This window comes from Paenibacillus sp. Aloe-11 (assembly GCF_000245715.1).
In the GTDB taxonomy this organism is placed as follows: domain Bacteria; phylum Bacillota; class Bacilli; order Paenibacillales; family Paenibacillaceae; genus Paenibacillus; species Paenibacillus kribbensis.
The window spans coordinates 1-3,908 of record NZ_JH601072.1 but is presented as its reverse complement, the minus strand read 5'-3'; the positions used below and the strand labels follow the sequence as shown (position 1 = coordinate 3,908).

Annotated in this window: 6 protein-coding genes and 1 rRNA gene; 5 read left to right on the top strand and 2 right to left on the bottom strand. The window is 43.7% G+C overall.

Translation table 11 applies throughout. The annotated features are described in order from the left end of the window. Positions 1–279, top strand: a 279-nt coding sequence (locus tag WG8_RS29075; protein WP_007432549.1) for a P-loop NTPase, incomplete at its 5' end; no start/stop codon positions are given. After that, on the top strand, positions 161–418 hold the full coding sequence (locus WG8_RS29620; RefSeq protein ID WP_442950086.1) for a hypothetical protein: 258 nt from the start codon (positions 161–163) through the stop codon (positions 416–418). The genes WG8_RS29075 and WG8_RS29620, both read left to right, overlap by 119 nt. On the opposite strand, the gene gerD is transcribed toward WG8_RS29620, so the two are convergent. After that, complete coding sequence (gene gerD, locus WG8_RS22370; protein WP_007432548.1) at positions 312–1,076, bottom strand: spore germination lipoprotein GerD; 765 nt, start codon at positions 1,074–1,076, stop codon at positions 312–314. The two genes, WG8_RS29620 and gerD, sit on opposite strands and share 107 nt — an antisense overlap. Positions 1,077–1,182: 106 nt before the next feature. Next, positions 1,183–1,962 (bottom strand): polysaccharide deacetylase family sporulation protein PdaB, encoded by a 780-nt coding sequence (pdaB, locus tag WG8_RS22365; RefSeq protein ID WP_007432547.1) that lies wholly within the window; start codon positions 1,960–1,962, stop codon positions 1,183–1,185. Between the two features lie 99 nt (positions 1,963–2,061). Here pdaB and WG8_RS22360 point away from each other — a divergent pair, with 99 nt between their 5' ends. The 3 genes from WG8_RS22360 to WG8_RS22350 form a co-directional block, all read left to right on the top strand. Continuing rightward, positions 2,062–2,676 (top strand): stage II sporulation protein M, encoded by a 615-nt coding sequence (locus WG8_RS22360; RefSeq protein WP_007432546.1) that lies wholly within the window; start codon positions 2,062–2,064, stop codon positions 2,674–2,676. A gap of 137 nt (positions 2,677–2,813) precedes the next feature. Continuing rightward, positions 2,814–3,044, top strand: coding sequence for a hypothetical protein (locus WG8_RS22355; RefSeq protein ID WP_007432545.1), 231 nt, complete (start codon positions 2,814–2,816; stop codon positions 3,042–3,044). Positions 3,045–3,375: 331 nt separating this feature from the next. Next, positions 3,376–3,908 (top strand): 16S ribosomal RNA (locus WG8_RS22350); the annotation flags it as partial.

Here is a 3,908-nt window from a genome sequence, read left to right as displayed (position 1 = left end):
CTCCAAACGGATCATAAAGTCATTGGCGTTGTGGAGAATATGTCCTATTATGTTTCCTCTACCGGTGAAAAGGATTATGTCTTCGGCCGCGGGGGAGGGGCTATGCTGGCTGATACTCTACATACCAAGCTGTTGGCTCAGATCCCATTGGGGATCCCGGATAATCATCCATCAGAAGCTGATTTTTCGCCTTCCGTATATAAATCTGAATCGGCAACGGGTACTATTTATAACGAAATCGCAGCTCAAATTACAGCGTTACATGCTGAATCTGAATAAAAAAAAGGCTGGTTGCGCAACCAGCCTTTTTATTATTGGCCTCCTCCTTGTTCGCCTTGACCACCGCCACCACCTTCGGAACCGCCGCCGCCTTGCTTCTGACCGCTTGTGCCACCAGGATTTTTTTTCTCAACCTTAGGCTGGAGTTCCTCTTGTACGACGGTTTTGAGTAAATTCATCACCTCAAGCCGGAAAATCGGACTTTGCATAGCATCATGCATGACAGTCATGGCTTGTTTGCGATATTCAGGGGTTTTAGTCAGGTCCATGTACATCTTGGTCAACTCTGGCGACTTGAGCATGGTCTCAATGGACTTCTGATAAGATGGGTCCTTTATAAGCTGCATATGAAGCTGTTTGTTTTGGCTATTGATCGCTTTGGCAAATTCTCCGGCAAAACGCGGATCGGTCATAATTTTTTCGATTTCTTTTTTATACTCAGGTGAAACGAGCGTATCCTTGACCGCGATTTTCATCTGCTCAGCCGATTGTGTAGGCATAAGCATTTTCATTCCCATGCTGCCACCAGAAGCACCACCGGATCCACCGCCGGAACTGCCACCAGATCCACCTTCTTCACCGCTTTGACCGGATTGTCCAGATGAACTGCTTTGCCCGGTCAGAGCCTCTTCTATGGCTTTTTTTCCATCATCACTTTTTAAGATATCGACTACCATCGTTTTCGTCTCTTTATAACTGTTCTGGGGAGATGCAGAACTTTGATCCGAGCCACAGCCGCTTAGTGCAACGCCCAGTACGCATATCATGCTGACAAATCGCAAACGAGTCCAATTCATGGCCGTATTCCTCCTTCATCATGAATGTGGATAGTATGCGAATGAGTGAGGAGAAATATGTCGATCGGCTTTTGGTTTTTTGCTGAGAACGATGTAAAATAACTCCTTAAAGACCCATGGCCTGATCACGAACTTCTTTGCCTTTTACTGTACCCTGTTGTAGAAGTTCAGATACCGTTACGAATTCATATCCTTGTGCACGCAATTTGTCGATAATAACCGGCAGTGCTTCATGAGTTTGTTTACAGGAATCACTGGCGTGGAGAAGAACGATGTCACCAGGATGCGCTTTATTTACAACACGATCGATAATGACCTGAGTACCAGGATTTTTCCAATCCAAGGAGTCGGTATCCCATTGAATGGTTTTATAGCCTAAAGTGCTTGCCACCTGAAGGACTCTTTTGTCAAAGTCCCCATTAGGCATACGAATTAATTTCGGCGTTTGTCCGGTCAGCTCGGTTAGTGTGGTGTGGGCCGTTGAAATTTGTTTGCGAATGTCCTCGTCGCTTAAGCTGCTATAATTTTCGTGTTTATGTCCATGACTTCCAATCTCAAATCCACTGTCTTTAATCTGATTCACAAGCTCTGGATGTGTTTTGCTCCACGGGGAAGAAAGGAAAAAAGTGGCCTTGGTCACTTTTTTATCTTCAAGAACCTTTAAAATAGGAGCAGTGCGCTTATCGCCCCAGCTAATGTCAAAGGTGAGGGCAATCAGCTTTTTTTCAGTAGGTACACTATAAACAGCGGCCGGTGCTTCCTCGGAGAAAACGGTAACATTATCAGTTTCTACATAAATGACCCCAATAGCAAAGAAGGCCGCAGCTATGACGATAAAGAACCGTTTGATTTTTTTACCGTTCAAAACATAGAAAAAAGAATTCATAGTATAATAATGCCCCTTTCATCCTAGAAGTGCTTGTTTACTTAAAGCTATGCCGGGGGTTGTCAATTATGCCAATGTACTACAGGAGGGAAACATCGAATGGGTTTAAAAGCGTTTCTTCATGATCTATACACGACAAGATGGCTAGTTTTAGTTTCTACACTTCTTTTTTGCATAAGTATTGTGGTGGGCTGGTTAAGTACAGGCGCTATCCAATCCATGCTAGCTCAACAAATAGAAGGCCTGGGTGGAGTAGCTCAACGTTTGCAGCAGTCTGATCATCCTCAATGGAGCTTTTTTGTGTTTATCTTTTTCAATAATGCCATCAAGTGTGTGCTAGTTATATTTGTAGGGGCTTTATTTGGAATCGTGCCGTTTATATTTTTAATTGTGAATGGAATGGTTCTAGGATTTGTAGTGCATCTGCAGACAGATATGGGAAGAAGTATGTATGAGGTTGTTGTAAAAGAATTACTTCCTCATGGGGTGATTGAATTGCCTGTTCTGATTATCGCTTGCGCCTTTGGATTGAAGTTTGGGATTAAAGTAATGTCTACGATAGGCTCAAGCATGGGGCTGAAACGAAAAGGGGACGGTCAAACGTGGGAGAACTTTATAAAACAGACATTCACAGTGTCCATATGGTCCGTCATTTTGCTGCTTATCGCAGCCGCGATTGAAAGTGGCGTAACTTATCGCTTATTGTCGCATTAAAATATTATGGACATTTATTTATATATTTACTGAAAATTGAACATAACAAAGGGGAGAGCTTAAAGGAAAAAGCGCTGAAATTAGTTGAACAAATATAAGTACTATCTAATAATAAGCTGATAAGGGAGTATGGTCATATGCTGGGAATGCTGTTTAACGAAAAGGAATGCAAGGAACTGGACTACGTTCTTCGTAAGGAACTCGATGAAATGCTGCTTGACATGAGTGATACCCGATTAGACCAGGATATTCGTTATGCAATAGCACTTCGGTATAAAACAGTCTTTCGCATGTATGCCCGCTTTGCACCCGCTAAGGAACTATCCAAATATGCCCGCAGAGGGCGTGTTCCTCAAAGCAAACAATAAAAGATAAATATTATGAGCAAAAAAGTATTGACTCTATTCTATATTCATGGTAAATTAATTTTCGTTCCTTTTTGAAGGATTTGCTCGAAAAAAGATTTCAAAAAAAACTCTTGCAAATCTCAAAAAGAGATGGTATATTATAAAGGTCGCCGCTGAGACGCGGTGATGAAACAAAGTAAGAACAAAAGCAAGATATAATGTAGGTTTGATCTTTGAAAACTGAACAACGAGTGAGTACGGATTTTGCTTGCAAAATCCACAATGAGATATTTTATCTCGTCAGTTTCAAAATGAGCTAATCGCTCTTTCTATAACTAACCTCGGTTGGTCTTTATTGGAGAGTTTGATCCTGGCTCAGGACGAACGCTGGCGGCGTGCCTAATACATGCAAGTCGAGCGGGATTATTTAGAAGCTTGCTTCTAAATAATCTAGCGGCGGACGGGTGAGTAACACGTAGGCAACCTGCCCACAAGACAGGGATAACTACCGGAAACGGTAGCTAATACCCGATACATCCTTTTCCTGCATGGGAGAAGGAGGAAAGACGGAGCAATCTGTCACTTGTGGATGGGCCTGCGGCGCATTAGCTAGTTGGTGGGGTAAAGGCCTACCAAGGCGACGATGCGTAGCCGACCTGAGAGGGTGATCGGCCACACTGGGACTGAGACACGGCCCAGACTCCTACGGGAGGCAGCAGTAGGGAATCTTCCGCAATGGGCGAAAGCCTGACGGAGCAACGCCGCGTGAGTGATGAAGGTTTTCGGATCGTAAAGCTCTGTTGCCAGGGAAGAACGCTTGGGAGAGTAACTGCTCTTGAGGTGACTGTACCTGAGAAGAAAGCCCCGGCTAACTACGTGCCAGCA

Bases quoted from the DNA above. Each gene is read 5' to 3' on its own strand.
- WG8_RS22355 (WP_007432545.1), top strand. From the start codon at position 2,814: ATGCTGGGAATGCTGTTTAACGAAAAGGAATGCAAGGAACTGGACTAC.
- WG8_RS22360 (WP_007432546.1), top strand. From the start codon at position 2,062: ATGGGTTTAAAAGCGTTTCTTCATGATCTATACACGACAAGATGGCTA.
- pdaB (WP_007432547.1), bottom strand. From the start codon at position 1,962: ATGAATTCTTTTTTCTATGTTTTGAACGGTAAAAAAATCAAACGGTTC.
- gerD (WP_007432548.1), bottom strand. From the start codon at position 1,076: ATGAATTGGACTCGTTTGCGATTTGTCAGCATGATATGCGTACTGGGC.